The 25,472-nt window shown below is 46.8% G+C and carries 24 protein-coding genes; 10 read left to right on the top strand and 14 right to left on the bottom strand.

Features of this window, described 5'->3' with window-relative positions:
• The first annotated feature begins 51 nt into the window (after positions 1-51).
• From D1627_RS03610 to D1627_RS03600, 3 genes are all read left to right on the top strand, one after another.
• Entirely contained in the window at positions 52-282 is a 231-nt protein-coding gene (locus tag D1627_RS03610; RefSeq protein ID WP_119430821.1) for a hypothetical protein, read from the top strand.
• Positions 283-407: 125 nt separating this feature from the next.
• Positions 408-2,105 carry a DNA repair protein RecN gene (recN, locus tag D1627_RS03605; RefSeq protein ID WP_119430820.1) on the top strand — a complete coding sequence of 566 codons (1,698 nt, stop codon included), beginning with the start codon at positions 408-410 and terminating at the stop codon, positions 2,103-2,105.
• An 82-nt stretch (positions 2,106-2,187) separates the two neighbouring features.
• The gene (locus D1627_RS03600) at positions 2,188-3,000 is read left to right on the top strand and encodes an enoyl-ACP reductase FabI (RefSeq protein ID WP_119430819.1); all 813 of its coding nucleotides are present in this window, start codon (positions 2,188-2,190) and stop codon (positions 2,998-3,000) included.
• A gap of 169 nt (positions 3,001-3,169) precedes the next feature.
• Here the strand turns inward: D1627_RS03600 and D1627_RS03595 are convergent, their stop codons facing one another.
• Both D1627_RS03595 and D1627_RS03590 read right to left on the bottom strand, forming a co-directional pair.
• Positions 3,170-3,541, bottom strand: coding sequence for a cupin domain-containing protein (locus D1627_RS03595; RefSeq protein ID WP_119430818.1), 372 nt, complete (start codon positions 3,539-3,541; stop codon positions 3,170-3,172).
• 21 nt (positions 3,542-3,562) lie between these two features.
• Positions 3,563-3,799 (bottom strand): Kazal-type serine protease inhibitor domain-containing protein, encoded by a 237-nt coding sequence (locus D1627_RS03590; RefSeq protein WP_119430817.1) that lies wholly within the window; start codon positions 3,797-3,799, stop codon positions 3,563-3,565.
• A gap of 181 nt (positions 3,800-3,980) precedes the next feature.
• Here D1627_RS03590 and D1627_RS03585 point away from each other — a divergent pair, with 181 nt between their 5' ends.
• The 3 genes from D1627_RS03585 (at position 3,981) to D1627_RS03575 (ending at position 5,497) form a co-directional block, all read left to right on the top strand.
• A complete protein-coding gene (locus tag D1627_RS03585; RefSeq protein ID WP_233555495.1) occupies positions 3,981-4,397 on the top strand; it encodes a CsbD family protein in 417 nt (138 codons plus the stop codon).
• A 138-nt stretch (positions 4,398-4,535) separates the two neighbouring features.
• Positions 4,536-4,811: a YtxH domain-containing protein gene (locus tag D1627_RS03580; RefSeq protein WP_119430815.1), complete on the top strand. Its 276-nt coding sequence runs from the start codon at positions 4,536-4,538 to the stop codon at positions 4,809-4,811.
• Positions 4,812-5,047: 236 nt separating this feature from the next.
• The gene (locus D1627_RS03575) at positions 5,048-5,497 is read left to right on the top strand and encodes a YtxH domain-containing protein (protein WP_199688365.1); all 450 of its coding nucleotides are present in this window, start codon (positions 5,048-5,050) and stop codon (positions 5,495-5,497) included.
• Positions 5,498-5,571: 74 nt separating this feature from the next.
• Here D1627_RS03575 and lysS read toward each other — a convergent pair whose 3' ends face one another.
• Positions 5,572-7,116 carry a lysine--tRNA ligase gene (gene lysS, locus D1627_RS03570; RefSeq protein WP_119430813.1) on the bottom strand — a complete coding sequence of 515 codons (1,545 nt, stop codon included), beginning with the start codon at positions 7,114-7,116 and terminating at the stop codon, positions 5,572-5,574.
• Between the two features lie 261 nt (positions 7,117-7,377).
• The gene (locus D1627_RS03565) at positions 7,378-8,409 is read right to left on the bottom strand and encodes a hypothetical protein (protein ID WP_119430812.1); all 1,032 of its coding nucleotides are present in this window, start codon (positions 8,407-8,409) and stop codon (positions 7,378-7,380) included.
• Between the two features lie 473 nt (positions 8,410-8,882).
• Between D1627_RS03565 and D1627_RS03560 the strand changes: the two genes are divergently transcribed.
• A complete protein-coding gene (locus D1627_RS03560; protein ID WP_119430811.1) occupies positions 8,883-12,671 on the top strand; it encodes an Ig-like domain-containing protein in 3,789 nt (1,262 codons plus the stop codon).
• An 81-nt stretch (positions 12,672-12,752) separates the two neighbouring features.
• Here D1627_RS03560 and ggt read toward each other — a convergent pair whose 3' ends face one another.
• Entirely contained in the window at positions 12,753-14,486 is a 1,734-nt protein-coding gene (gene ggt / locus D1627_RS03555; RefSeq protein ID WP_119430810.1) for a gamma-glutamyltransferase, read from the bottom strand.
• A 92-nt stretch (positions 14,487-14,578) separates the two neighbouring features.
• Positions 14,579-16,687: a carboxy terminal-processing peptidase gene (locus D1627_RS03550; protein ID WP_119430809.1), complete on the bottom strand. Its 2,109-nt coding sequence runs from the start codon at positions 16,685-16,687 to the stop codon at positions 14,579-14,581.
• A gap of 220 nt (positions 16,688-16,907) precedes the next feature.
• Here D1627_RS03550 and D1627_RS03545 point away from each other — a divergent pair, with 220 nt between their 5' ends.
• Positions 16,908-17,357: a PA2169 family four-helix-bundle protein gene (locus tag D1627_RS03545; RefSeq protein WP_119430808.1), complete on the top strand. Its 450-nt coding sequence runs from the start codon at positions 16,908-16,910 to the stop codon at positions 17,355-17,357.
• A gap of 101 nt (positions 17,358-17,458) precedes the next feature.
• A complete protein-coding gene (locus tag D1627_RS03540) occupies positions 17,459-18,010 on the top strand; it encodes an arylesterase (protein WP_119431107.1) in 552 nt (183 codons plus the stop codon).
• 67 nt (positions 18,011-18,077) lie between these two features.
• On the opposite strand, the gene D1627_RS03535 is transcribed toward D1627_RS03540, so the two are convergent.
• The 7 genes from D1627_RS03535 to D1627_RS03505 form a co-directional block, all read right to left on the bottom strand.
• Positions 18,078-18,677 carry a DUF4142 domain-containing protein gene (locus D1627_RS03535; protein ID WP_119430807.1) on the bottom strand — a complete coding sequence of 200 codons (600 nt, stop codon included), beginning with the start codon at positions 18,675-18,677 and terminating at the stop codon, positions 18,078-18,080.
• A gap of 53 nt (positions 18,678-18,730) precedes the next feature.
• Positions 18,731-19,162, bottom strand: coding sequence for a response regulator (locus D1627_RS03530; RefSeq protein ID WP_119430806.1), 432 nt, complete (start codon positions 19,160-19,162; stop codon positions 18,731-18,733).
• A gap of 380 nt (positions 19,163-19,542) precedes the next feature.
• Positions 19,543-20,073, bottom strand: coding sequence for a hypothetical protein (locus tag D1627_RS03525; RefSeq protein ID WP_119431106.1), 531 nt, complete (start codon positions 20,071-20,073; stop codon positions 19,543-19,545).
• A 138-nt stretch (positions 20,074-20,211) separates the two neighbouring features.
• Complete coding sequence (locus D1627_RS03520) at positions 20,212-20,829, bottom strand: fasciclin domain-containing protein (RefSeq protein ID WP_158607140.1); 618 nt, start codon at positions 20,827-20,829, stop codon at positions 20,212-20,214.
• 123 nt (positions 20,830-20,952) lie between these two features.
• On the bottom strand, positions 20,953-21,663 hold the full coding sequence (locus D1627_RS03515; RefSeq protein ID WP_119430804.1) for a fasciclin domain-containing protein: 711 nt from the start codon (positions 21,661-21,663) through the stop codon (positions 20,953-20,955).
• Between the two features lie 163 nt (positions 21,664-21,826).
• Entirely contained in the window at positions 21,827-22,918 is a 1,092-nt protein-coding gene (locus D1627_RS03510; protein WP_119430803.1) for a S1C family serine protease, read from the bottom strand.
• 42 nt (positions 22,919-22,960) lie between these two features.
• Positions 22,961-23,533, bottom strand: a complete 573-nt coding sequence (locus D1627_RS03505) for an RNA polymerase sigma factor (RefSeq protein ID WP_119430802.1) — start codon at positions 23,531-23,533, stop codon at positions 22,961-22,963.
• A gap of 100 nt (positions 23,534-23,633) precedes the next feature.
• Here D1627_RS03505 and D1627_RS03500 point away from each other — a divergent pair, with 100 nt between their 5' ends.
• Positions 23,634-23,870, top strand: a complete 237-nt coding sequence (locus D1627_RS03500) for a hypothetical protein (RefSeq protein ID WP_119430801.1) — start codon at positions 23,634-23,636, stop codon at positions 23,868-23,870.
• 164 nt (positions 23,871-24,034) lie between these two features.
• On the opposite strand, the gene D1627_RS03495 is transcribed toward D1627_RS03500, so the two are convergent.
• Positions 24,035-25,222, bottom strand: a complete 1,188-nt coding sequence (locus D1627_RS03495; protein ID WP_119430800.1) for a proline dehydrogenase family protein — start codon at positions 25,220-25,222, stop codon at positions 24,035-24,037.
• Positions 25,223-25,472: the final 250 nt, after the last annotated feature.

The following is a 25,472-nucleotide window of genomic DNA, read 5'->3' as shown; positions in this document are numbered from 1 at the left end:
AGGGTGTAACTTCACGGGGCAGAAAGTACTGCTGTGTTTATACTTACACCTATGGGCAAACGCCAAATCCGCATCTTCCGAAACGACTTGCCAAACCATACTTTGGAACTGCTGCAGCAGCCAGCCGTGCAGCTTGTCACGCGCGCTAAGACAGTGCTTACGGGCAAGCTAAAAGCGCTTGACTCGGAAAGTATGCAGCTGCAGGACATGCGCGCGCACATCCATACTTTCGCGGTAGGCGAGGTAGAGGAGATAATCTATGACGTGGAAGCGGCCTGGTAGCGCGCTTGCAAACCCAATCTAAATTTTAGCAGTAAATCCATACTTCAAAAAAAGAATAGAATTACCGAACTTTAGCATAGGCCAAAAGTCTTGTATCTTATGTCTATAGTCTTGTGTCTTAGTATATGCTGATAGATCTCAAAATAAAGAATTACGCCCTTATTGAGAAGCTGGAGATGAACCCATCGCCGGTGCTCAACATTATTACAGGCGAAACAGGTGCCGGTAAATCCATTATGCTGGGGGCCATTGGCTTGCTGCTGGGCAACCGTGCCGATACCAAGCTGCTGTTTAAGCAGGATGAGAAATGCGTGATAGAAGGCGTGTTCGATATTTCGAGCTACAACCTGCAGGAGCTTTTCTCCAAAGAAGACCTCGACTTCGATAACCAGTGCATTCTGCGCCGCGAGATCAGCCCAAGCGGAAAGAGCCGTGCCTTTGTGAACGACACGCCCGTTACGCTGGACGTAATCCGGAAGATCGGCGAGAATCTGATGGACATCCATTCGCAGCACGATACGCTACAGCTTGGCGACACAAGCTACCAGCTGAATATACTGGATATCTATGCCGGCAACACGGCAGCCATGGGCAACACTACCTTCGATATCTATGCTGGAAACCTGTCTTACCTGCGCAACTATAACGAGAGCTACCGGCAGTACAAAAAGCTGGAAAGCGATTACAAAAAACTGACCGACCAGCTGGCACAGGCACAGAAAGAGCACGATTACCATGCTTTCTTATTGAGCGAGCTGGAGGAGGTAGGGCTTCAGGAGGCTGAGCAGGAAGAGCTTGAAAACGAGCTGAAGCAACTGGAAAATGCCGAAGACATAAAACTGAAGCTAACCAATGCAGTGCAAAGCCTAACAGAGTCGGAGTTTAACATTACTTCAGCCCTGAAAGATACGGCCTATACCATTAGCCAACTGGCGCAATTTTCGGCAAAGTATGAGGAGCTGCGCAACCGCACCGAAAGCTGCATGATCGAATTGAACGATATTGCTGCCGAACTGGAAGATGCGGAACGAAACACAGAAGCTAACCCGGAGCGAACCCTGGAGGTGCAGGAGCGCCTGAACGTGATCTATACGTTGCAGCGCAAGCACCAGGTGCAAACCATTGCGGAACTGCTGGAAATTCAGCGGGAACTGGAAAGTAAGGTGGGCAGCGTGCTAAACCTGGACACCGCCATTGCCAATACCGAGAAGGCCATGAAAAAGGCAGAGCAGGACGTGCTGGAGAAAGCAGCCATACTTTCGGAGCGGCGAAGAGCCTCATTCGGCACGTTCGAGGAAGAGCTATACAAATTGCTGGCAGAACTGGGTATGCCAAATGCACGCATTGTTATCCAGCATAACGAGGTGGCGCCTTCAGCAACGGGTACCGACGACATCAGCATACTTTTTAGCGCCAACAAAGGGGCGCAGCCGCAAACACTCATTAAAGCAGCGTCAGGTGGTGAGTTCTCGCGCCTTATGCTAAGTATAAAGTACATGCTTGCCGATAAAACGGCTCTGCCAACCATCGTTTTCGATGAGATCGATACTGGTATATCGGGTGAGGTGGCTGTAAAAGTGGGCAAAATGATGCAGCAAATGGCCCAAAAACACCAGATTATCGCTATCTCGCACTTGCCGCAGATTGCGGCACAGGGCAATGCGCATTACTTCGTATACAAACACGACACCGAGGACCGCACCATCAGCCGTGTGAAGAAGCTGAACGATGAGGAGCGCGTGAACGAGATAGCGCACATGATAGCCGGGGCAAATCCAAGCGCCAACGCCTATCAAAGTGCAAAAGAGTTGCTTTCCTTGTAATCAGATATTGCTATATTGCTGCTTCAATTCCGGGTGTGCCGGGATGGTAAAAGTATAGTAACGAACAAACAACAATAAAGACATGGCTTATAATCTGCTTAAAGGGAAAAAAGGAATCATTTTCGGGGCGCTGGACGAGAAGTCGATTGCCTGGAAAGTTGCCAAAATTGCAAAAGAAGAAGGTGCCGAGTTTGTATTGACCAACGCGCCACTGGCAATGCGTATGGGCGAGATCAAGAAGCTTGCTGAAGAGTGCAACGCTGAGATCATTCCTGCCGATGCAACATCACTAGAGGACCTAGAAAACCTGTTTACGCAGGCACAGGAGATCCTGGGTGGCAAGATCGACTTCGTGCTGCACTCTATCGGCATGAGCCCGAACATCCGCAAAGGCAAGTCTTACGGCGACCTAAACTACGATTGGTTCCTGAAAACGCTTGATATTTCTGCCCTTTCTTTCCATAAAGTAATGCAGGTAGCTGAAAAGCTAGATGCCCTGAACGAGTGGGGTTCTGTGGTTGCGCTTTCTTACATCGCGGCGCAGCGCGTATTCCCTGATTATACCGATATGTCTCAGGCTAAGGCTGTACTGGAGTCTATTGCCCGCAACTATGGCTACCGCTATGGTAAGGCCAAGAACGTGCGCGTAAACACGATCTCTCAGTCGCCTACTAAAACCACAGCCGGTACAGGGGTTGGCGGGTTCGATGTATTCTACGATTACGCTGATAAGATGTCGCCGCTTGGCAACGCTTCTGCCGAAGACTGCGCAAACTACTGCATCACCTTGTTCTCAGACCTTACCAAAATGGTAACTATGCAGAACCTGATGCACGATGGTGGTTTCAGTAACATGGGTATCTCTGAGGATATCATCAACATGATACAAAAGTAGAACACATACTTGCCAGCAGCTCCAAGCTTCGCCTAGCAATGTATAGAACAAAAACAGAAGGGCTCCTGCTAATTAGCAGGAGCCCTTCTGTTTTTTAAAGCTAGACCCTGCCGCGCTGGGCTGTCACTAGGAACAGATTTGCATACAGTTAGCGGCCACGGTATACTTATTACTCCTCTTCCCGGTTTACAGTGCTAATATCAAAGGCCGGAATGCAGACCGACCAGTACTCAGTCTCATGATCGTAAGGGTTAGCGTAACGAATGCGGGCCCCAGCTTTTATAAGTATGGATTCGCCGGCGTTTACCTCCACTTCCTCCCCGTCAATCTCAATCATTTTTTTGCCTCTTGTCACGATCGTGATTTCATCAAACTGTGGGGTCTGGTGTGGCTCGCTCCAATGCGGTGGCGCAACCATGTGGGCTACACTAAACTGGCTGGTTCGGGTAGATGCGTGGCCAAAGTGCTCTTCGATCAGTTTGCCGTCGTGGGTGGGTACCCGGAACGGTTTCGTTTGCTTAAAAAATTTCTTCTCGCTCATATAGTTGCGTGTTTTTTTTGTCTATAGTGTGTCAGCGCATGGCCCTACAGTGTATGAAGTGAGGCCTGCGTTTTCAGCCATGCATGGGTTGCTATAGGTCTTTCCATCGCAGCCACATACGGGCTCGTATTGCATGGTGCATATGCCATCAGTGTTAATTTTGGCGGGATCAATGCAGGTGCTTTGTGCAGGGGTGTTTCTGCAGGAAGAAATACCTGCCATGGCAAGCAGTAACGAAACCAAAATGTATCTTTTCATGATTATACATATAGTAAACATGCTAGTATACGGCTCAAGGTAAAGGAGGTGCTAACCCGGAAGAGCAAAAGCCGTATGTATCTTGAAGCACAAAAATAAAGAATTAAAACAGAGTTAGTGCCTTCCTTTCAAGATCTGTTTTAACCTTATACAACCTAAAACCAGATAAACCCTAACAATTATGAATGAGATGGATAAAAACAGCAGCAAAATTTTATTAGCTACCTTAGGCGGAATCGGCGCAGGTGTAGTGGCAGGCTTGCTGTTAGCTCCCAAGAATGGCCGCGACGCTCGTGAAGAGGTAATGCGCCATCTGAATAAAGCCAGCGATGAGGTTAACAGCAACGTGAAAAAGTGGACTGCCAGCCTGAAAGCACGCACAGGCAAAGGCAGCCCTGAAGAAGAGCAACTCGTAATGCATGGCTCCTGGGACGATGTGAAAAGACAGTTACGAAAAAACTATGCCGACCTGACCGAGGAAGACCTGAGCTATAAGCAGGGCAAAGAAAGCGAACTGTTCGAGCGCCTTCAGACAAAGCTTGGCAAAACTAAAGACGAGGTGGTACGCATGATTTCTGAATTTAATATCAGTAAGTAGCAACTAACAAATCCCAACGTAAACCATAGCTTACCAAAAGATATAATAGAATTCTGTAGTATAGATATAACTTAATGCTCTTGTTAGCCGTTAGTAAAAGTACGTACAGATTATTGAACAGAATTATAAAATAAAACTATGAAAGATAATAGCGGAAAGGTACTGCTGGCAATGCTTGCCGGTGCAAGCGCTGGTGTGATTGCCGGCTTATTAATGGCTCCTGAAACTGGGGAAGCTACAAGAGGCAGCATTAAAAAGTGGGCTGGCAAAATGAGCAAAGACCTGGAAAAAAACCTTCAGGATGGCTTAGAAGAAATTAAAAAGATGAGCGGCGATAAGTTTGGAAAGTCAGAACAAGAAGGTGATGCTGCCGCAGCTAGAGGCACAAACACTGATAGCTCTAATAAAGCTTAATGCCATACAAAATATAGTATAAGGAAGCACTTAAACTAAGATGTAGCATAAAGCGACGTCTTGCTGAGGAGGCTTATGTGCTGCCAACGGATGCGCCTGCCCTTGAAAAGGGGCAGGCGCTTTTGTGTTTTAGTGCGCCTTGCCTTAACCTATAGCTTGCCAATCGCGTTATTAAATGTATAGCTCATCTGAAATGTGGGCTTTTTATTTGAACTATATAATAACAGAATCAGACTATGAGAACTCATATGGAATGTCGTTCCCTCGGGGAAAACAAATCTAATTATAGCAATGCTTCTTCTGTTCGCCAGATCCGCCAGCACGATACCGAGCCTAAACGCAAGAGCAGTGGCGGAAAACTGGCAGTAGGCTTATTAGCCGGTGCTGCAGCAGGTGCTATAGCAGGTATCTTGCTTGCACCAGACAAAGGCGCATCAACTAGAAAGAAAGTTTCTGAGCAGGCTTCTAAACTTGGCAACCAAGTTAGTAAAGGCTATAGCTCAACGAAGGATAAAGTAAACGACTGGACTGGCAAAATGAAAAGCGGCAAAACGGATGCACATGTAAACGAGGCACCAGATTTACCTCCAACCAAGCACAAAAGCCCATATACTGACGAGAACAAATGGGATGACCAGCAAGTAAAAAACATGACGAATACCGCCAGAAATACACCAGGAGTATAAATCATACTTTGCCATAAAAAAGGAAAGCCTGCCACAACACAGTAGCAGGCTTTCCTTTTTATAGTTGCAAGGACTTATTTCTTCTCATCTTCTTTTTTATCCTGTTTCTCTGGCTTCATCTGCGGGAAGAACAGTACATCCTGAATAGAGTGTGAATCGGTCATGATCATGCTCAGGCGGTCGATGCCGATGCCAAGGCCTGCGGTAGGAGGCATGCCATACTCTAGTGCGCGCAGGAAGTCCTCATCCAGTACCATAGCTTCTGTGTCACCGCGTTTGCCGAGCTCCAGTTGCTCTTCAAAACGGGCACGCTGGTCAATTGGGTCGTTTAGCTCAGAGAAGGCGTTGCAAATTTCCTTACCATTGCAAATAGCCTCAAAGCGCTCTACCAAGCCTGGCTTACTGCGGTGCTTCTTAGCCAGTGGGCTCATTTCAACCGGATAGTCGGTGATGAACGTTGGCTGGATCAGGTACGGCTCGCAAGTTTCCCCAAAAATCTCGTCAATCAGTTTGCCTTTACCCATTGATGCATCTACACGGATACCCAGTTTCTCTGCTGTTTGGCGCAGCTCAGGCTCTTCCATCTCAGAAATATCAATTTTAGTAAAGTGCTCGATAGCCTCAAACATAGTAAAGCGCTTCCAAGGGCGCTGGAAGTTGATGGTATTCTCACCAACCTTCACTTCTGTTGTGCCGTGCAGGTCCATGGCCACTTTTTCTACCATTTCCTCCACCAGGTCCATCATCCAGTTATAGTCTTTGTAGGCAACGTATAGCTCCACCTGCGTAAACTCCGGGTTATGGAAACGGCTCATACCTTCGTTGCGGAAGTCTTTGGCGAACTCGAACACACCGTCAAAACCACCCACAATTAGGCGCTTTAGGTATAACTCGTTGGCAATGCGCAGGTATAGCGTCATGTCCAGGGTGTTGTGGTGCGTTTTAAACGGGCGTGCGGCCGCACCGCCGTACAACGGCTGCAGGATTGGGGTTTCCACCTCTAGGTAGCCACGGCCACCAAGGAACTGGCGCATAGAGTTTACCAGCTGTGTGCGCTGCTTAAACGTTTCGCGTACGTGCGGGTTCACAATCAGGTCTACGTAGCGCTGGCGGTAACGCAGCTCAGGGTCGCTGAAAGCGTCATACACGTGCTCTACACCGTTCTCGTCTACCTCACGCTTCACAATTGGTAGTGGCTTCAGTGATTTGGTAAGCACTTTAAGTTCGGTAACGTGCACCGAAATCTCGCCTACCTGCGTTACAAACGCATAGCCTTTGATACCGATAAAGTCACCGATGTCGAGCATTTTCTTGAACACGGTGTTGTACAGGTCCTTGTTCTCGCCAGGGGCAATGTCATCGCGCGAAACATAGATCTGGATACGGCCTGTGCTATCCATCAGCTCTGCAAAAGAAGCCTTGCCCATAATACGGCGGCTCATTAAGCGTCCGGCCAGGCTTACTTCCTGGTAGTTTCCTTTTTCCTTATCAAAGTTCTGTTTTATCTCCTTGGCCGTGGCCGTAACGTCATATGTTTCGGATGGATATGGGTTAATGCCCATTTTATCCAGTTCTTCGCGCTCATGGCGTCTGCGCAGTTCCTGTTCGCTTAGTTGCATGCGATTTATGTACTAAATGGTTGGTTCACTATCAAACTGCAAAATTGCTAAATAATCGGCAGCTTTTAAATATTTAATTGCTGATTGTTGACTGTGAAAAAGTTGCGCGTACACAAATACCATACTTTCCAATGTAGCTGTGAAGGCAAAGTATAAATTTAAAACAGGAAAGCAGGAGTAGTTCGATAAATACAAAAGCGCCCGCAGCACACACTGCAGGCGCTTAAGAAAGAAAGTATAGCCGTAAACGATTCGCTATACTTAGGCGGCCTGGCCTAACTCGTAGTCTTGGTTGCCGAGCAGCGGATTTATTTGCTGCTGAAGTCTTGCCTCTACAAATGAACCCTGCAAGTGCTTTGGAAGCGCCTTTACAAAAGCCTTGTATGCCTCCAGCCCCATAGCCTGCGCTACATAGCATTCATGGATGCCGTTCAGGTAACTCACAATCTGCAGCAGCGACTCATGGAAGAGCGTGAAGTCTATATCGGCCTGCACAAAGCGCTCGATTTCGCGGTGTGAGGAGGAAATGCGCAACCGCGACAGCAGGTCGAACAGTGTAGTATAACCCAAGCGCCAGGTAAGCTGCTGCCAATGCTGAGGGCCAAACTTCTGCAACACCTCGCCACTTTTGCTGCTGCGAATAGCTGTGGCTGGGTTGGCCTGTATCTGTTGCCGCACAAGCTTGGCTTTTTGGCGGCGCGTGGTACGCAAAAACTGACCCACTTGTGCCTGCGCTTCCAGCTCTTTAGCTGCAATCTGCAAACCTGGCTTATAATGCGCCAAGGGCAACCTACGGATGTTAAAATCATCATAGTGGCCGGAAGCGTAAAAGCTGATAGCTTGAGGGTAAGTATTTTTTACTACCAGTCTGCCGGCTTCGCGGAGTACCCAGGCCTCGTTATTGGTTTTAATTCCACGAGTAAGCAGGAATGCTTGCAAACCGGAGAATACAGCGTAAAATGCCTGTGGGAAAGTCCAGTGGAGGGCATTGCGTAGGTAAGCTTCATCGCCAAGCTCAGCAGTGGAGCGCAGGGCATACTCAGTGCTCCAGCAGTTTATTAACAGCCTTTTTACCTCTTCCAACTCCTGCTCATTCAGCGTCGGTTTCTCGTTGCCACGAACAATAGCAAGCTGGTCCAGGCCGCTGTTGCTAGCATGCTGAATATGATAGTTAATCGCGAAAAAGTAATTTAGGAATACTTGGGCAGGTATGGACTTCTGCCATACTTTGTCTGTGGTTTGGGCCTCTTCTGGAAACATCGAAACCACCTTTTCTTCGTCTTTCTCTCTCATATATTATCAACAAGTTGAGGCTCTTTTCAGTTGCAAAATCAGGCGATAAATACATGAAAACCTTGCACTATAACTAACTGTAAATCAGTTGATTGTACTTGTTTATAAAGATTTGTTTTCATTGAATTATAGCGAGTGATTTTCTGTGCTTTTCTGATGCTCTTCATTGTATTGTTTCTCATGTTGCGCTAGCTGATGCATGTAAGTAGCCAAAAGCTCAATGAACCACTATAACATCCGGAAATATGAAGCGTTTTTCTTACAATTATAGATTTATTTTTATATATAAATTAATTATTTAATGATAATGCTTGAATTAACCCAGAGTTAATACATAAACATCTATTTATAATGGATTAGAGTTTAGTTTTGTGGTATGATACAGGCGATTTGGCTCTTTACTAATCTGTTACTTAGCATAGCTATGCCTCTCTATCACCAAAAATCAATCAAACCATTTTCATTCCATCCTTATGTTTAAACACTTACAAAAGCTATTTGCTCTTGTGCTGCTTTGCTGTACCCTTTTGGGTAGCAACAGTGCTTTTGGGCAGATAAATGTTCAGAACGGAAGTTCTGTGCAACAGCAGTTCAATGACCTTGGAGCATCTGCCACGGCTTTGCTTCCAGCTAACTGGAAAGTTTCTAAGAGCACTAATATGCGCGAGGTAACTTCTTATGTCTCAGCAGTAAATGCTACGGAACGATCGGGTGGTGCCGACCTTAGCACTACAGCTGGAAATGGTATCTATAACTTCGAGGCGTCCGCTTCGGCAGTTGATAGAGCCATCGGCTTTTTATCTTCAGGTTCTTCCACGAAAAGTGGAAACTTGTATGCTCATTTTAATAACAATAGCTCGCTTAGCATCACTGACATTGATGTCTCTTTTGATGTTGAGAAGTATAGAGGTGGTAGCAGAACAGAAGGTTTTTCGATAGAGTTATACTACTCTTCAAACGGAACAATATGGACTTCTGCAGGCTCTGATTTTAAAGTGAATTTCAGTGCTGATGCAGATAACTCTGGTTACGCCGTGGTGCCTGGCGCTGTAAAGAGCGTAACGAATAAAACACTTGGGGTAACTATCCCCGCTGGCGGTGATTTATACTTGGCCTGGAATTATTCAGTAACATCAGGTTCCACGACATCTAACGCTCAGGCGTTGGCGATAGATAACATCAAAATTGCATTCGGTACAGCTCCTGCTGACGTAACTGCCCCAACGGTAACTTCGCTTAGCCCAACCAATACGGCCACGGGCGTGGTGACAACCGCTAACCTGGCAATTACTTTCGACGAAGCCATCGTAAAAGGCACTGGAGCTATAGAGCTGCGTAACGCCGCAGACGGCTCTCTGTTGCAAAGTATAGATGTGGCAGGAAACGCTGTTGCAGTAAGTGAAAAAACAGCTACCATTTCGGCAAACCTGCAGGCAGCTACAAGCTACTATGTAATTGTGCCGGCAGGAGCCTTCGCGGACGGGGCAGGCAACGCCTTTGCAGGTATAACAACCAACACCGGTTGGACATTCAGCACGGTTGCTACGGCTACGCCTGTGTTATCTGCTTCTGTGCAAAACCTGTTCTTTGGATATGTAGCGCCAAACCAAACCAAAACGCTGACTTTTGTGACTAATGGTACGGATATTACTGAAGATGTTGCCGTAACTGCCACAGGTGTTTATACTTTAGCGACAGAAGAAAATGGCACATACACTACAAGTATAACCCTGACGGCTGCGGAAGCTATGGCAGGCAAATCTGTGTATGTAAAGTATAGCCCAACCGCTGCAGCTACCTATGCAGGAACAGTTACAATATCGACTAACCACGCTACCAACGCTACAGTTAAACTTTTAGGAACTGCCCTAAATACCTATGCTCAAAACTTTGATGAGTGTACCGCTGATGGAAATGACATGGTTGGCAGCTGGATGCGCTACAGTATAACCGGCGACCAAGTATGGGATTGCACTACTTTTGGTTACAACGGTAAAGGCGTGCAGATTAACGGCTATGACTCCGGTGCTAAGGAAAACCAGGATTACTTGATTTCGCCAAGCCTTGACCTGACTAGCCTTAAAATGCCTATCGTGTCTTTCTGGACAAAGTCAGATTTCTCAGGCCCTGCCCTAGCTGTGATGATCTCCACAGATTACGATGGCGTGAGCGCTCCTAGCACTGCCACCTGGACGGCCCTTTCCGCTGATTTGCCAGCAGTTAACTCCGGAACCTGGAAGCAGTCTGTAGTGGATCTAACCAGCTACAAACAGCCTAATGTTCATATCGCTTTTGTTTATACTTCCACTACATCATCGGCTTCGCGCTGGTCAGTGGATGAGTTTAAGATTAACACCGATTCATACTATGTTACCACTGGTAACCTGAATCACAGCTATGGTATTGTTTCGCCGCAGAGCGTTTCAGCTGGCAAAAGCTTCACCTTCTCCATCACAGGCCTGGAGCAAGACCTAACCCTTACCGTACCTGCAGACTTTAAGCTGTCGAAAGACGGAAACAGCTTTAGCCAAAGTATAACTTACACCAAAGAGCAAGCTGCCGCCAATAATACGTTTTATGTACAGTTCACGCCAACCGTTGATAACTTCGTAATTACAGGTGCCATACAGTTTACCAGCGGCACGCAACTGAATATTACCAGAGGCAACCTGGTTGGGTCTTCTAAAACCAAGGAAAGCACGCTTGATATCGTAACCTGGAACGTTGAGTGGTTCGGAGCCGATAAAGATGCATCGGGCAAAGAGTTGGGCCCCGCCGACGAAGAACTGCAGCATGCTAACGTGAAGCAGGCCATGCAAGCGCTTAATGCTGATATTTACGCCTTGCAGGAAGTATCAGACGATGTTAGAATGGCGCAGTTGGTAAGCGAACTTGATGGCTATAGCTTTGTGAAATCCGATGTGTACTCATACTCTATCAGGGAGACATCTTCTACGCTGACACCGCAAAAGCTGTACATCGTTTACAAAACAGCCACGGTAAAAGTTAAAAACCAGAAAGTACTTTTAGAAAAGCTTTACAGAGACCTGCTTGCAAACACAACTGTGCTCCCGGGTTACAACCCAACGGCTAGCGGAACTGATGAGTCTAAAGACGATAGCTTCTGGAGTAGTGGCCGCTTGCCATACCTGGTACAGGTAGAAGCCAACATTAACGGCGTGAAGCAAGACATCCACTTACTGAACATCCACGCGAGGGCAAACAGCGGCACTGATATTACACGCTACAACATGCGTAAGTATGATTTGCAGGTGCTGAAAGACAGCTTGGATGCCCAATACCCTAACGTGAACCTGGTAATGCTAGGAGACTATAACGATGATGTGGATGTGTCTGTGATCAACTCGAACGAGTCTACTTACAAGGCATTTGTGGATGATGCGCGTTATGATGTGCTAACCTATGAGCTGAGCAATACAGGTGTAGGCACGTACCAAGCCTCTAGCTTCCTGGACCATATCAGCATCTCACAAAACCTCAACGACGAATATCTGACAGGTTCAATTAAAATTGAGGAAGAGGTAACAGCCAACATTGCCAACTACTTCTCTACCACTTCTGACCATTATCCGGTTTCTGCCAGATTTAACCTTGCGGCTGGCCCAGTGGTAACATTTACTGAGGTAACAGCCACAAAAGCGGAAGGCTCTGAGAAGTTTAATGTGAACCTGACAGTTTCAGCAGCGCAAGCCACGGAGCAAACCGTAACGGTAAGTGTGGTAGCAGGCGGAACTGCCGCAGCAGACGATTACACCGTGATTGGTGCGACCAATGGCATGGTTACGGTTACAGTTCCTGCCAATGCCAGTTCAGCGTCGTTTGAGTTGCTTATAAACGATGACAGCATTGTAGAGCCAAGCGAACAGCTTACCCTACAGATTACAGCTAAGAGCACCGGTTTAGCCATTGGTGCGAGCAACACCTATACTTTGACCATTACCGACAACGACAATACCACAGGTATAGCCGATGCCACCAAAGGTCAGTTTAGCGTGTATCCTAACCCACTAACAGGCAAAGAATACCTGAGACTGTCTTTGCCGGAGCGTGTTGCAAAGCTGCAGAATATCAGCCTTGCGCTGTACGATATCAATGGCCGTGTGATTTTCACTGCCAAGGGTTCGCAGCAGAATGTACAGCAGGTGCTTAACGCAGAGGGCAACTCGCTGAGAAACGGCTTGTACATCCTGAAAATTGAGGCAGGTAAAGAAGTGTTCGTAACCAGAATGCTGAAGAAGTAAGCCTGGTTTTAAAGTACGGTAACAGAAAAGCCTGCCACTTGTGGCAGGCTTTTCTGTTTTTAAAAGAATTCTGTTTGCTGGTCAAAAGCCAGCAGCGGCATCATCGCCCCGAGGATCTGCACCGCCTTCTAATGTACCATCCGGCAGCACCAGTATAGCATCTACACGTCCGAACTGCCCACGCTCCTGCAAGGTATACCCCTTTGCTTTAAGCTCTTCCCGTACTTCGGTAGGTATGGCATTGGCGGTATGCTGAATCTCGTCGGGTAGCCACTGATGATGAAAGCGCGGAGCCGCTACAGCCTCCTGCATCGTCATGTCATGCTCCAGCACATTTAGGATCGTCTGAAACACAGAAGTGATGATTGTTGAGCCGCCGGGCGTGCCAACCACCATGTAAAGTTTCCCATCCTTTTCGAGTATAGTTGGCGTCATAGAGCTGAGCATGCGCTTATTTGGCTGAATGGCATTGGCCTTTCCGCCTACCAGACCAAACATGTTAGGTACTCCTGGCTTTGCGCTGAAGTCGTCCATCTCGTTGTTTAGCAGAAAGCCTGCACCTTCTACCATTACCTTCGAGCCATAAGCGCCATTAAGCGTGGTGGTGATTGAAACGGCATTGCCTGCGGGGTCAACAATGCTGAAATGTGTGGTTTGGTCTGACTCGTAAACAGGCAAGGTGCCGGCTTTTATACTTGAAGATGGTGTGGCTCGGGCCATACTCATACTCTGCATGCGGTTTGCTAAGTATTCTTTATCCAGCAGCTCCCGCACTGGTACGTTTACAAAGTCAGGGTCGCCGAGGTAGGTGGCGCGGTCAGCGTACACGCGGCGCTCAGCCTCCGTCATGAGCTGTATAGCCTTAGCGCTTTGCCAGCCAAATTTTTGCAGGTCATAGGGTTCAACCATCTGCAACAGCTGTAAAAGGGCCACGCCGCCGCTAGAAGGTGGTGCCATTGAGATAACGTTATAGGCTTTATACTTTCCAGTAACCGGCTTGCGCCAAACAGAAGTATAGTTTTCAAGGTCTTGGTGCGAAATTATACCCCCGCCGCGCTGCATCTCCTTTACCAGAAGGTCTGCTGTTTGGCCAGCATAAAACCCGTCGCGGCCCTTATCACGGATGCGCTCTAGGGTACGGGCAAGATCGGGGTGGCGCAAAGTATCGCCAGCCTGCCATGCTTTATCCCGCACAAGATAAGGTGTGTGCTTGTTGTTTTTTAAGAATGCATGTTTAGAATAATTAAGTCCGTCAGCTTCTTTATGCGTAAGTATAACGCCGTTTGTAGCTAAATCTATAGCAGGTTGTACTAATTCACTCCAAGGCATTGAACCTAATTTTTCATGCACTTTTACCATGCCGTCTACTGCGCCCGGTACGCCCACGGCTAAATGCGTGTCTGTGCTCAGGCCATCAATTACGTTACCAAGGCTATCCTGGTACATGGTTTCCAGGGCTGCGCCAGGAGCGGTTTCGCGGTAATCCAGAGAACCAGTTTCGCCGGTTGCGCTGCGGTATACCATAAAGCCGCCTCCCCCAATGTTACCAGCCACCGGAAAAGCAACTGCCAACGCAAACTGAGTGGCTATGGCTGCATCGTATGCATTACCGCCTTTGCGCATAATCTCCATCCCAACTCGTGAAGCCTCTGGATGGGCCGACACCACCATGGCCTTTTTTGCCATGAGGCCTCTGTTTCTGATTTGCGCTTCCTGCTGCGTATTTGTAGCGCAGTTACTGAGCAGGGCAGGGAGTAAGCTGATAAATAGAAGCCAGGCTCTGAATGAGAATGCTGGAGGTAAGTATGATTGCATAAGCATAATTGAGGTTGATGTTAGGACAGGTAATATACAAAAAACGCCAGCTATTTAAGTAGCTGGCGTTTTCGATAGACTAAGTTAAGTTCTTATTTCAGGTCGCTTTGGATTATGGCTACAGCCTCTTCCACGTACACATCCTGCTTCAGGTCTTTCATAAACTCTTTGTTGCGGGCAACTTTTGCGGTGTCGGTGCCAAGGGCTTGCAAATCTTGCTGCAGGCGGTGCACATTTAATACAGGCACTTTTTTCTGGGCTTCTTCCAAGCGCTTCGCTTCGGCTTCGGCCTTGCGCTCTTCTGCAAGGTACTTATCTATCTGCAGTGAGCGGGTTGTATTGTCGGACTGCTTTTTCAGGCGCTCCGCCGTTTCCTGGATCAGCTCAAAGCTGTTGTTTTTGGCTACACGCTGTTGGCTATGCGATTTTACCTGGGTCAGGTTTATTTTACCATTGTTCCAAGGCTTATACTTGGCTGGTGAGATCTCATCAAAAGGGAGCGGGAAGTCCTGCTCTTTCTCGCCAAACTCAAGGTATGCGTAAGCATCTGGTAATACTACGTCCGGCGTTACACCGCGCAGCTGCGTGGTGCCACCGTTAATGCGGTAAAACTTCTGTGTAGTTAGTTTAAGCGCACCGAAAGGTTTGTAAGGGTTAAACTGCGAAGGAAGTGCTTCATCAAGTTCAAAGAACTGCTGCACGGTGCCTTTGCCAAACGTTGGGCTACCGACAATAACGGCACGCTTATAATCCTGCATGGCGGCTGCCAGAATCTCAGAGGCCGAGGCGCTGTTTGAGTTAACAAGTATAACCAGCGGGCCACCGTACTGTACCTGCGCGTCGCGGTCATCTAGCACTACAGCTTTGCCAGAGGCGGTTTTAACCTGCACGATCGGGCCCTGCTCAATGAACAAACCAGCCATTTCTACGGCATCGGCCAGCGAGCCACCACCGTTGTTACGCAAGTCCAGGATCAGGCCCTGCATACCTGCGGCTTTTAGCTTGGCTACTTCCTTTTTCACATCAGCACCGCTGAAACGGCCATTCTTGTTCTCAAAGTCAGCATAGAAGCCTGGCAACTTGATGTATCCAATCTTCTCCTTATCCTCAATTAGAGCAGACTGCGCATAGGTTTCTTCAAACACGATCACATCACGCACGATTGGGATTATCTTGGTGGAGCCATCCGGCTTTTTAACAGTAAGGCGAACCTCCGTCCCTTTTTTACCACGGATAAACTGAATGGCATCGTCCAGGCGCATGCCTTCTACCAATATTGGTTCTTCGGCAGCTTGCCCAACCTTCTGGATAATATCTCCAGGCTTAAGTTCGCCTTGCAGGTATGATGGGCTACCCGGCACGATTTCCATTACTTTAATCTGGCCGTCTTTTTCCTGTAATGAGGCACCGATACCTTCTAACCGGCCTGTAAAGTTGATGTCGAAATCAGCTTTGGCCTTAGGAGGGAAATAACCCGTGTGAGGGTCATACACGTTAGTAATAGCATTAATATAGGTTGAGCGGCGGTCGTCGCGGTTAACTTTGGCCAGGCGCGCATAGAGGTCATCATAGGTTTTCTTTACCTTCTCACGTGCCTCTACCTCCATCTGCTCCGTAGATCTTTTCTCTACCTTTTCACCTTTGTCAAGCTTTTTCTGCTGCTCTTCCTGCATGTCCACCAGGCGCACCAAGGTTTGGTACTTCAGCTGCTTTCTCCAGGCCTCTTTCAGTTCCGAGGTGTTCTTAGCATAGGCTAGCTTCTTACCGTCGAGCTCTATTTGCTCATCCTTAGAAAAGTCGAAAGGCTTATTAAGGATTTCCTTGTAATATGCTTCAGAATCTTTTACGCGCTGCTCAATCAAGTCGGCAGACATGTCGAAAAACTTAAATGAACCCTCGCGCAGCTCGTCATCAATGGCTGCCTCGTACTGGCGTAGCTTGGCAACGTCGGTTGCCAGCAAGAATTTTTTGTTATAATCTAAGCGCTCTAGGTACAGATTAAATACCTTTTTAGAAAAGTTATCGTCAACCTTTTCAGGTTGGTAGTGGCCGGTATTCAGGCCCTGCATCAAAGCTTTAATCAGGATCTCGTTCTTACCTTCGGGCGTAGCATCACGCTTATAAAGTATAAATGAGCCTGTTACCAGGATGACAGCCAATACCGACAGTATGATTTTAAAACGGGTTGTCAATGATAGCATCTATTTAAGTAAGTTGAACCAAAAGTTATATCGCAAAAGTGGTGCCGCAGATCGGCATCAAAACGTAATGTAAAAGAAAAAAATATTATATCATAGCTACAGCACCCACTGTGCTACAGCACAAGCGCTTAAAGTATAACATACGGAACAAAGCGCTTAATATTATAACTGTAAGTCGTTTTTTTCGTTCCAATATAATGTGAACCAAAATACGAGAACTATGAATAATGAAAAAACTGTAAATGTATTACAGGAGCTTAACCAATTTGTAAACGATAGAATAGAAGGATACAAGCATGCCGCTGATGCCACGAAAGACCCAGCGCATAAATCTTATTACAACGACCTTATTAACCAGAGCCGCAGCTTCTCAAACGAGATAAACAGCTCGATTAGCAGCATGGGCGGCTCAGCAGAGAAAAGCACTACCGCCAAGGGTAAAATATACCGCGGTTGGATGGATGTAAAGTCTGCTGCGACTGGTAACGACGAAGAATCAATTATCGAATCCAATATTTACGGTGAAGAGTGGGCCCAGAAAGCCTATAACGATGCGCTGGACAACAGAGCAGATTTGCCACAAAATGTTGTGCAGATGGTTGAAAAACAGAAGCAAGCGTCTTTAGCTACTTGTGAGCGTTTACGCCAGATGAAAGAATCTGCAGATTAGTATAAAGTATAAATAAATTTACAGAGCGGGTTGCCCTAACTAAGGCAACCCGCTCTGTTTTATGCAAGTAAGAAATGCTTACTACCTAAGAGATGCATCTGATGAAGAACATACTTATATTCGGTGACAGCCTGACAGCAGGTTATGGCTTGCCTGCTTCGCAGGCTTACCCTAGCTTACTTCAGGAGCAGCTGAGGCAGGAAGGGTATACTGAATATAAAGTGCTGAACGGGGGATTAAGCGGTGATACAACAGCTGGCGGCGTGCATCGCATCGACCGTTGGCTTAACGAACCAATCTCAATTTTTATACTTGCTCTGGGCGCAAACGACGGCCTTAGGGGCATACCTGCCCGCGAGACCACCCAAAACCTACAAGAAATTCTTAATAAAGTGCGCCACGCATACCCAGAGGCTAAATTTATACTTTCAGGTATGGAGATTCCGGATATTGTACCCGGCCGTTACGCTGCAGAGTTCAGAAAGCTGTTTCGGGAACTGGCGCTTGAAAATAACATACATTTCATTCCTTTCTTGCTGGAAGGGGTTGCCGGAAACAGGCACCTAAACCTGCCCGATGGGGTTCACCCAAATGCAGAAGGCCAGAAAATTTTGGCTAAGCATACTTGGAGCAAGCTTAAGGAACTGATCTGATATTAAAAACCCACCAGGTAAGCTAGCTCAACTCACCCAGTGGGTTCCTTCATAAATTACCAAAAAACTAAAGACTTTCAGTAATACCACCATCGCGGTTCTTAAGCTCTAACTCATGTGCTTCGGCCTGAACTAGCTGTGCCCGCAACTCTTGTAATGTATTTCGGGCCCAGATGGAGAATGCGCTAGCATTAGTATCTTCCACGCGCTTCAACTCATCGTCAAATTCATCAACCGCCTCTTTTTGTGCTTCAATTACGCTGTCCCAATACGCTTGGTCAAACTCCCTGGCATTGGCTTCTCTAAGTTCTTTAAGCTGTTCCGATTGGTCATCTGCCAGTTGTTGTGGCAAGGTAATGTTATATTGCTGAGCAAGTGTTTGCAATTCCTGCTGCTTATCGGAGTACCAGGTTATTAACTCCTGCCCAAAAGTCTTTACATTCTCTGATGCGCCATGGGCAGTTGCCAACCGGCCTAGTTCTATCTGCAGCATGTTGTTGCGGGCTGCAAAGGCCAGTAATTCTTGGTTATCTTCTGTAAGAGTGGAATCGGTGGCTACAACAACGGTGCCGGCCTGCTCGTTATTCTGGCTATCGGAGCCAGAACTGCATGAGGCCAGCATAGCTAGTGCTGCAATACACCCAAGCGCTTTTCCTATTTTTTTCATAGCTTATGTGTGTTAGAGATAAGTAAAAAATACATACCCCTTAACATACGGAACTACCTCAAATTGTTTTCGGCGCGGTTGCTGGCTTGCAGAGCAAGTATGGAATGGAGCGTAGGGACAGAGAGAGGTTTGTTAATGAACCCAACAACCACATCATATTCTTTGGCGCGGTTCTGATGCTCCAATTCTTCGGAAGAAGTGAACATGGAGATGAATGTGTTGTGGCGTTCATTATAGCCTAAGGCATAGTATCGGTCCAGAAAATCAAAACCATCCAGCGAAGGCATACTTATATCCAGCAGTATCAGGTCAGGGAACAAAGTATCTTCCTCGGTCTCGGCGGCGCGTAAAAAATCTAGCGCTTCGGGCACACTTTGGCAGATAGATACAAGGTTGCTTACGTTCGCATCTTCAAGTATAATCTGAGAGAATAAGTTATTTATCTGATCATCATCAATTATGAGGATGTGGTTCAGCTTATACATTCTTTGTTCTGCTTAAGGGTTATTCACTTACATACAGGCGCCTGATCTAACAGAAATGGTGCCAAAAATATGATCCTCAATAATTTAAGAAATTACAGGGATGCCAGAATTGCATCTAAATTACTCAGGCGACAATTAAAAAAACGCATAAATGCCGCCTGTAAAGCAGTATTTATTATTCAATAATAAGTAATTTTTTTCTAAGAACAAGCCGTTATAGCGTGTTAGCATAATTTAAAGCATATATTTAATAAAAGATTAAATAAACTAGAGTTTAAACAAAGTTTTTAAGGATGAAATGCACAAAAAAAGCCCTTGACAACATAAAGTTATTGTCAAGGGCTTATTAAAAAAACTTATCCGGTTAAATCGGGGGTTAATTAATAATAGATATGTTCACCTCTTTGTTGCTGGAAATGAGACTCGAAATATCTGGCATCTTCAGCTGTATGCGGTTTAAAACCTAGAACAATATTGCCTTCTTTCACGCCCGTCTCATACACTTTAGCGCGTTCCTCCGGAATGCCAGCACCAATCAGCGCGCCAATCAGGCCGCCTGTTAAGCCCCCTGCACCCGCACCTGCCAATCCAGCTGCTAGTGGGCCGGCAATTACTAAGCCTAACCCAGGGATAGCTACCGATGTGCCAATAGCAGCCACTGCGCCTACTATGGCGCCCAAAGTACCGCCAATGGCAGAACCAGCTCCAGTGCCTTCCATCGATTTATTGCCAAGTTCTGTTTCTTCTACATCATCTCCCGCAAAATGGCGTTTGCGAGCCTCATCTGACATGATTACGTTAATATCGTCTTTGCTATAACCACGTGCTCTTAATTCGTTATAAGCACGCTCTGCGCTGTCTCTGTCTCTAAACATAGCGGTCATGATACCCGCGTTATCTGTTTTGTTCATCATAGCTTTATCTGTAAATATTGTGTCCTAAACAGGCAAGCCAGCTTTTGGCTTGCTCTGCTTTTTAAACGGTTAAAACAACGATGAGTTACGAAAATACTTTCATGGCTCGTTGAAAAGGTGATAAATAGTAATTTACTAATAACGGCCAATGCCTTCTGATGAAACCAGCAGCCTATCAACTATATGTATGATTCCGTTTCCAGCCCGAACGTCAGGTTTTAAAACCGTAGCTCCTCCTACAGTTAGCGTTGCAGGGCTAGCTGCTGTATCAATACTTAAATAGTCTCCGGCGCTACTTTCTATATGCTGACTGTTGGTAATATCAGTGGAGGGCAGGATGCCGGCCAAAATGTGCGCCTGAAGCATCCGTATAAGTTGCGCTCTGCTTTCAGGTGCCATCAGGTTATGCAGCGAGTCTTCTGATAACTCTGAAAACGCATCGTTTATAGGTATAAACAGTGTATGTTGGCCACCATGGCTTAATTCCGAGGCCATATCGGCCTGCTCAATTAGCTGCACAAAGGTTGTAAGGTTCGGATCTGTCTTGGCTAATGCCACAAGATCATATTGTGCGGTGTTCTCAATTCCTGCGAATATACCATTGTACTTTGAAGCTGATATAGACTCATCGCCATCACCGGCCATAGTTTGTGTTTCGCTAATTACTATTTCCTCATTACTAAGGGATGAATCGTGTATGCCAGCACACCCACAAAGGGTGAGCATGCCCAGTACAAGTATAAAATTTTTCATATGATAGGCTATATAAATGGCACTTATGAAAGATGTTGCAGCTACTTTATACATACAGTTAAATAAAGAAAGCCCTCTTTGTATTTAAGAAAGAGGGCTTTGATAAATAGGATAATGTGTTTCTTAGTCTCCGATCAGGTTACTTTCGCGAGCATCATCTGGCATAATCACGCTGTCAATAACATGTATCATACCATTAGATGCCTCAATATTGCTTCTTACAACCTGTGCACCGCCAATGCGAATATTGGTGCCATTCATATCAGACTCGACAGGAATGTAGCTGTCGTCGCTCATTTGGATACGGGTATTATTTTTAAGTTGTAGCGAAGAAACTTCGGTTGGGAGCACATGTGCCTGAAGGACCTGCATAAGTTTTGCTTTATTGTCAGGCATCAGGAGCATCTCTAGTTTATCTTTAGGAATTTTGGCAAAGGCCGCATTGGTGGGAGCGAAGAGGGTAAACTTCTCCACACGTTCTAAATCATCTACAAGTTCAGCTTTTTCGATGAGCGTTACGAAAGTAGATAGGTTCGGGCTTTTTCTTGCCAGTGTAAGTGCATCGTATTGCTCAGTATCATCAACTGTACTGAACATGTCGTTGTAATCTTCTGTGTCGGTAGTGTTAGAGAAAATGTCTTTGTATGTATCAGATGGGTCTGCTACTACGTCGTAATCATAAGTAGTTTCCGTGTCACCAGCCATAGTTTGGGTTTCGCTCATGGTCATGTCATCGTCCATGGCAGTGGTATCTTGCATGCTATCGTTAGAGCTAGCACAGCCAAATAGCATAGCTGCAGCCAGCGCAACAGGAAATATTGTTCTCTTTTTCATAGCTCTCAGTTTGAATTAATAGTTGCACAAATAGTCGAGCAATTTGCTCAAATCACTATTAATAAACTGAAAAGGGACGAAATTGTTGAGCTACCCCCACTCACACGGGCTAATACAGCGAACAAGTATCAGCATAGCCTCAAAGGTTACGTGGCTTAACTCATCAATTGTACACCTTTACTACAAAAACGTATTCTTTAAGTTTTTTTAACTGTTGTGGGCGGGTTTGGGTAGAAAGTGTATTATTTTTTGGAAGGGTTAGCGGGTCAACTTTGCCAGCGCCAGGGAGTTCATCAATAAGCTGCAGCAAGTATGCCGACTTGATCGCAAAAGCAGCGCCTTCTTGGCCAGCTTGCTTGCCACTGATCACGCCTATCAGGTTACCTTTGTCATCGAGTAAAGGGCCACCGCTGTTACCAGGGTTAAGTGGAATGGAGATCTGGTAAGAAGTGGTATCACCTTCAAAACCTGTAGAAGAGCTAAGCGAGCCTTCTCCAAACACGATGTCCTCGCGCGGGTAACCCAGCGTAAACACCCGCTCGCCCAGATCAGATTCAGACACTTTAAAGGTATAAGGCAATTTGCCAAAGCCTTCAAAATTATCCTCTGTTACTTTCAGGATAGACAGGTCATGGATCTCGTCGCGGTAAACCTCGCTTACTTTATACTTCAGGCCGGCTTTGTTCTCTACCATGATAGAGTCAGCGCCCTCCACTACGTGCGAGCTGGTTACTAAATAACCATCAGAGGAAATGGCAAAGCCTGTACCGCTGAAGGCTGCTGGGCGTGGAGTAGCTGGCTTGCTTGCATCGTTAATACCATTAATTATGGCAGTCTGCGTTTTTTTCAGGCGTTCTACCTCGCGGCGTAGTTCCACGTAATGTGCGGTTTGCTGGCGTACGGGAGCTTTAAGCTGCTGTACGCTCCAGAGTGTGCCAAAAACAGAGAGCAACGATACGCTGGCTGCCACAGCCATTGTTTGCCGGTGCTTGCCCCAGAAAATCTTCCAGCCATTTGGCGATGCAGCCAAAGGCTCTGTTGCTACCATTTGGCTGTGTATGCTGTTGAGCTGCTGACGCAGTTGCTGGCGCTGGCCATACTTTTTCATGGTGTGCAGCAGTTGGCGATGCTCCTCCACCTGCTCGGTAAGGCGTGCATCATGGTGCAGCAATGCCTCAAAGGCAGCTTTCTCCTCAGAAGCCATTTTTCCGTTCAGGTAGCGTTCAATCTCGTCGTATGCGCGGTACTCTAGCATAATATTATCTCCTCTGGCCAGCGGGCCATAAATCGTAGCCGTTTATACTTCAGGCTTATAGGTAGTAAAAAATATCTTCTTCAGGCGTTGCAGGCATTTATACTTCTGGTTCTTGGCCGTGTCGGTGTTGGTATAGCCAAACTTAGCGGTAATATCCTGCATGCTTTGTGTCCGGATGTAATAATCCTCGATTAGGCTCCGGCACGGCTCCCCGAGCTGTGCCAGCGCATCGCCCATCACCCCAAACTGCCTTTCCTGCTCTTCGTGGTGCTGGGTTTCTTCGTCAACGGGGATAAAGCTTTCAGAGTCATCCAGCTTGGTGGCGAAGCGGCCCTTCTCGGCCAGCCGCTTTAGCCAGAGCCTCCTGCACACCGAGTACAGGTAGGTTTTAATCTGGCAGCTTAGCTCCAGGCTGTTATCCTTTATCTTCTCGTAGAACACGATCACGCCTTCCTGGTAAATGTCCTTGGCTTCGTCATCGGTTCCGCTGTTACTCAAAATAAAATGAGATATCATCGGGAAATAAAGTTTGTACAGGTGGGCTAGCGCTCGTTCGTCGCTGCGCCGGATGCCTTCTATGATCGCCTCATCCGTCTCATACAAACTCTTCTTCATTCCAGTCAAATTTTAATACGTTTAGGGGCGTTTTGTAACCCACCAAAAAAATAATTTTAAAAACTTTTAGAAATGTGGGTTACCTATCCTCATTTCCGGTATGAAGTTCAAAATCGAAACCAAAACACTTAATCACAAACACAAAATGAAAAATTTATTCACTTTCGCTATCGTAGCTCTTGCTCTTACTTCTTTCACAGCTTGCAACAACGAAGAAGCTGCTACTGAAACTGAAGCTGTTGAGACTGAAGTTGTAGAAGAAACTCCTGTTGTTGAAGAAGAAGTTGTAGTTGATTCAGCTGCTATGACTACTGACTCTACTACAATCGTTGAGTAATTATAGCTAGAACTACAGCGTAAAGTTTATAGTTCTGAAAACACACAGCGTGGCCCCGTGTACACACACGGGGCCACGCTGTGTGTTTATGCCAGCCCAAAGCTGTTTGTACCCAGCCAAAAAAACGAAAGCCAGCGGTAATGCTGGCTTTCGCGTTGAAAGTGTTAGCGCTTCAGCTTTTTGCGGCGCTCTATCTCGCTCATGATCAAGGTAAGCTCGCGGCTGCTTTGGCCGGCAATAGCTGTATTCTCGTTGGCGCGGCGCAGCAAGTAGGGCATTACGGCCTCCACAGGCCCATAGGGTACATACTTGGCTACGTTGTAACCGGCATGCGCCAGGTTGTACGACAGGTTGTCGCTCATGCCGTAGAGCTGCGCAAAGTATACGCGTGGGTCGTTCGGGGCAATGTCATACTCTTCCATCAGCTCCATGAGCAGATAACAGCTGTCCTCGTTGTGGGTGCCGTTGCAAAATGCGATGCGATCTACGTTAGCCGCGCAAAAGCGCAGGGCACTGTCGAAAAGCGCATCTGATGCCTCTTTGGTCGGGTTTATGGGGCTTTCGTAGCCTTCTGCCAGGGCGCGGCGGCGTTCTTTTTCCATGTAGGCGCCACGCACCAGTTTGGCACCAAGGTAATAGCCACCCTCCATTGCCTGCTCTAAGTCGCGTTGCAACACATCCAAGCGGTCGTGGCGGTAAAGCTGGTAGGTATTGTAGATGTTGGCTTTCTCTCTATTGTATAGCGCCATCATCTCGTATGTCAGGTTATCGATGGTATCTTGTATCCAGCTCTCCTCGGCGTCTATAAATACGCGCACGTCGCGCTGATAGCATCGCTGGCAAATAGCATTGACACGGTCGCGGCCCCGCTCAAAGGCTGCGCGTTCATCAACGGTGAGTTCCTGCTGCTTTTGTACCTTCTCCAGTAGATTAATATCTATCAGGCCGGTAATTTTAAATACCGAGAAAGGGATGTTTTTATTACCGTGCGCTTTCTCAATGCCGTGCAGCAACTCGTCGCGGGTGGCGTCGAAGCTCTTCTCGTTGCCTTCGCCCTCTACAGAGTAATCCAGGATAGTGCCGATGTTGAAGCGGGCCAGCTCCTGTATGGCGCGCTCAGACTCCTCGATGGTTTCGCCGCCGCAAAAGTGATTAAAAATGGTAGGCTTGATGATAAATTTAACTGGGAGGTGCAGTTTAAGGGCTGTGTTTAATAAGGTGCCGCCGGCCTTTACAAACGTATTGCTGTTCATGGATTTAAACAGCAGGTACATTTTGTACAACTCAGCGTCAGACTTACCGGAAAAAGCGACAGCCGTGTCGTCGAAAGATACTTTGGTAATAGAATTCATGTAAGTAAAATTAGCGGTGCAAAGATAGTGCTTCGGGCCTTGTGCGCAACCATTTCGGCAGGCTGCCATGGCTTATTTTTACCTTGCCGATGCACAAACTGTAGCTAGGGTCTTGCTGTTATACTTATAGCTTGATAAATAATCCGTTAGCAGACAATGCTGCGGCAGCACCCGTTTACTGAAATGCATAAAGTAGGTTACTTTTATCTGCTAGCCGCGGCCTTTTGTTTTGCATAAGTTACCTTTGTAA

The organism is Pontibacter oryzae (assembly GCF_003576375.1).
Classification (GTDB): domain Bacteria; phylum Bacteroidota; class Bacteroidia; order Cytophagales; family Hymenobacteraceae; genus Pontibacter; species Pontibacter oryzae.
The sequence above is the reverse complement of the archived record's forward strand: the minus strand, read 5'-3'. Positions and strand labels throughout refer to the sequence as shown.

What these genes read in the sequence shown, in the direction of transcription:
- D1627_RS03610 (WP_119430821.1), top strand. Translation starts at nt 52, where the DNA reads ATGGGCAAACGCCAAATCCGCATCTTCCGAAACGACTTGCCAAACCAT.
- recN (WP_119430820.1), top strand. Translation starts at nt 408, where the DNA reads ATGCTGATAGATCTCAAAATAAAGAATTACGCCCTTATTGAGAAGCTG.
- D1627_RS03600 (WP_119430819.1), top strand. Translation starts at nt 2,188, where the DNA reads ATGGCTTATAATCTGCTTAAAGGGAAAAAAGGAATCATTTTCGGGGCG.
- D1627_RS03595 (WP_119430818.1), bottom strand. Translation starts at nt 3,541, where the DNA reads ATGAGCGAGAAGAAATTTTTTAAGCAAACGAAACCGTTCCGGGTACCC.
- D1627_RS03590 (WP_119430817.1), bottom strand. Translation starts at nt 3,799, where the DNA reads ATGAAAAGATACATTTTGGTTTCGTTACTGCTTGCCATGGCAGGTATT.
- D1627_RS03585 (WP_233555495.1), top strand. Translation starts at nt 3,981, where the DNA reads ATGAATGAGATGGATAAAAACAGCAGCAAAATTTTATTAGCTACCTTA.
- D1627_RS03580 (WP_119430815.1), top strand. Translation starts at nt 4,536, where the DNA reads ATGAAAGATAATAGCGGAAAGGTACTGCTGGCAATGCTTGCCGGTGCA.
- D1627_RS03575 (WP_199688365.1), top strand. Translation starts at nt 5,048, where the DNA reads ATGAGAACTCATATGGAATGTCGTTCCCTCGGGGAAAACAAATCTAAT.
- lysS (WP_119430813.1), bottom strand. Translation starts at nt 7,116, where the DNA reads ATGCAACTAAGCGAACAGGAACTGCGCAGACGCCATGAGCGCGAAGAA.
- D1627_RS03565 (WP_119430812.1), bottom strand. Translation starts at nt 8,409, where the DNA reads ATGAGAGAGAAAGACGAAGAAAAGGTGGTTTCGATGTTTCCAGAAGAG.
- D1627_RS03560 (WP_119430811.1), top strand. Translation starts at nt 8,883, where the DNA reads ATGTTTAAACACTTACAAAAGCTATTTGCTCTTGTGCTGCTTTGCTGT.
- ggt (WP_119430810.1), bottom strand. Translation starts at nt 14,486, where the DNA reads ATGCAATCATACTTACCTCCAGCATTCTCATTCAGAGCCTGGCTTCTA.
- D1627_RS03550 (WP_119430809.1), bottom strand. Translation starts at nt 16,687, where the DNA reads ATGCTATCATTGACAACCCGTTTTAAAATCATACTGTCGGTATTGGCT.
- D1627_RS03545 (WP_119430808.1), top strand. Translation starts at nt 16,908, where the DNA reads ATGAATAATGAAAAAACTGTAAATGTATTACAGGAGCTTAACCAATTT.
- D1627_RS03540 (WP_119431107.1), top strand. Translation starts at nt 17,459, where the DNA reads ATGAAGAACATACTTATATTCGGTGACAGCCTGACAGCAGGTTATGGC.
- D1627_RS03535 (WP_119430807.1), bottom strand. Translation starts at nt 18,677, where the DNA reads ATGAAAAAAATAGGAAAAGCGCTTGGGTGTATTGCAGCACTAGCTATG.
- D1627_RS03530 (WP_119430806.1), bottom strand. Translation starts at nt 19,162, where the DNA reads ATGTATAAGCTGAACCACATCCTCATAATTGATGATGATCAGATAAAT.
- D1627_RS03525 (WP_119431106.1), bottom strand. Translation starts at nt 20,073, where the DNA reads ATGAACAAAACAGATAACGCGGGTATCATGACCGCTATGTTTAGAGAC.
- D1627_RS03520 (WP_158607140.1), bottom strand. Translation starts at nt 20,829, where the DNA reads ATGAAAAATTTTATACTTGTACTGGGCATGCTCACCCTTTGTGGGTGT.
- D1627_RS03515 (WP_119430804.1), bottom strand. Translation starts at nt 21,663, where the DNA reads ATGAAAAAGAGAACAATATTTCCTGTTGCGCTGGCTGCAGCTATGCTA.
- D1627_RS03510 (WP_119430803.1), bottom strand. Translation starts at nt 22,918, where the DNA reads ATGCTAGAGTACCGCGCATACGACGAGATTGAACGCTACCTGAACGGA.
- D1627_RS03505 (WP_119430802.1), bottom strand. Translation starts at nt 23,533, where the DNA reads ATGAAGAAGAGTTTGTATGAGACGGATGAGGCGATCATAGAAGGCATC.
- D1627_RS03500 (WP_119430801.1), top strand. Translation starts at nt 23,634, where the DNA reads ATGAAGTTCAAAATCGAAACCAAAACACTTAATCACAAACACAAAATG.
- D1627_RS03495 (WP_119430800.1), bottom strand. Translation starts at nt 25,222, where the DNA reads ATGAATTCTATTACCAAAGTATCTTTCGACGACACGGCTGTCGCTTTT.